This is a genomic window from Streptomyces sp. NPDC027663 (assembly GCF_055566415.1).
Genome location: NZ_JBVHSK010000034.1, coordinates 1,490 through 3,274, shown reverse-complemented (window position 1 = coordinate 3,274; position 1,785 = coordinate 1,490). Strand labels below are relative to the sequence as shown.

1 rRNA gene (running past one end of the window) is annotated in these 1,785 nt (G+C 57.9%); it reads left to right on the top strand.

The annotated features are described in order from the left end of the window. Positions 1–89: 89 nt before the first annotated feature. A 23S ribosomal RNA gene (locus ACZ4SF_RS37920) occupies positions 90–1,785 on the top strand; its annotated part runs 1,489 nt beyond the window's last position; the annotation flags it as partial.

The following is a 1,785-nucleotide window of genomic DNA, read 5'->3' as shown; positions in this document are numbered from 1 at the left end:
CTGCCGGCCCCGGTGAAGCACCATGGAAGTGGTGTGTGACGGGTGGCTGGTCGTTGTTTGAGAACTGCACAGTGAACGCGAGCATCTGTGGCCAAGTTTTTAAGGGCGCACGGTGGATGCCTTGGCACCAGGAACCGATGAAGGACGTGGGAGGCCGCGATAGTCCCCGGGGAGTCGTCAACCAGGCTTTGATCCGGGGGTTTCCGAATGGGGAAACCCGGCAGTCGTCATGGGCTGTCACCCACTGCTGAACACATAGGCAGTGTGGAGGGAACGAGGGGAAGTGAAACATCTCAGTACCCTCAGGAAGAGAAAACAACCGTGATTCCGGGAGTAGTGGCGAGCGAAACCGGATGAGGCCAAACCGTATGCGTGTGAGACCCGGCAGGGGTTGCGCATACGGGGTTGTGGGATCTCTCTTCTGTCGTCTGCCGGCGACAGGACGAGTCAGAAACCGTTGATGTAGGCGAAGGACATGCGAAAGGTCCGGCGTAGAGGGTAAGACCCCCGTAGTCGAAACGTCAGCGGCTCGTTTGAGAGACACCCAAGTAGCACGGGGCCCGAGAAATCCCGTGTGAATCTGGCGGGACCACCCGCTAAGCCTAAATATTCCCTGGTGACCGATAGCGGATAGTACCGTGAGGGAATGGTGAAAAGTACCGCGGGAGCGGAGTGAAATAGTACCTGAAACCGTGTGCCTACAAGCCGTGGGAGCGTCGGATGCAGCTTGCTGCATCTCGTGACTGCGTGCCTTTTGAAGAATGAGCCTGCGAGTTTGCGGTGTGTTGCGAGGTTAACCCGGGTGGGGAAGCCGTAGCGAAAGCGAGTCCGAATAGGGCGCTTTAGTAGCACGCTCAAGACCCGAAGCGGAGTGATCTAGCCATGGGCAGGTTGAAGCGGAGGTAAGACTTCGTGGAGGACCGAACCCACCAGGGTTGAAAACCTGGGGGATGACCTGTGGTTAGGGGTGAAAGGCCAATCAAACTCCGTGATAGCTGGTTCTCCCCGAAATGCATTTAGGTGCAGCGTCGTGTGTTTCTTGCCGGAGGTAGAGCACTGGATAGGCGATGGGCCCTACCGGGTTACTGACCTTAGCCAAACTCCGAATGCCGGTAAGTGAGAGCGCGGCAGTGAGACTGTGGGGGATAAGCTCCATGGTCGAGAGGGAAACAGCCCAGAGCATCGACTAAGGCCCCTAAGCGTACGCTAAGTGGGAAAGGATGTGGAGTCGCACAGACAACCAGGAGGTTGGCTTAGAAGCAGCCACCCTTGAAAGAGTGCGTAATAGCTCACTGGTCTAGTGATTCCGCGCCGACAATGTAGCGGGGCTCAAGCGTACCGCCGAAGTCGTGTCATTGCAGCATATAGCCCCAACGGGTGCTGTGATGGGTAGGGGAGCGTCGTCTGCCGGGTGAAGCGGCACCGGAAGGTAGTCGTGGACGGTTGACGAGTGAGAATGCAGGCATGAGTAGCGATACAAACGTGAGAAACGTTTGCGCCGATTGACTAAGGGTTCCTGGGTCAAGCTGATCTGCCCAGGGTAAGTCGGGACCTAAGGCGAGGCCGACAGGCGTAGTCGATGGATAACCGGTTGATATTCCGGTACCCGCTGTGAAGCGTCAAACATCGAGCATCGTGATGCTAAGGCCGTGAAGCCGCCCCGGAGCCTTCGGGCAAAGGGGAGTGGTGGAGCCGCCGAACCAAGCGGTTAGTAGGTGAGTGATGGGGTGACGCAGGAAGGTAGTCCATCCCGGGCGGTGGTTGTCCCGGGGTAAGGGTGTAGGC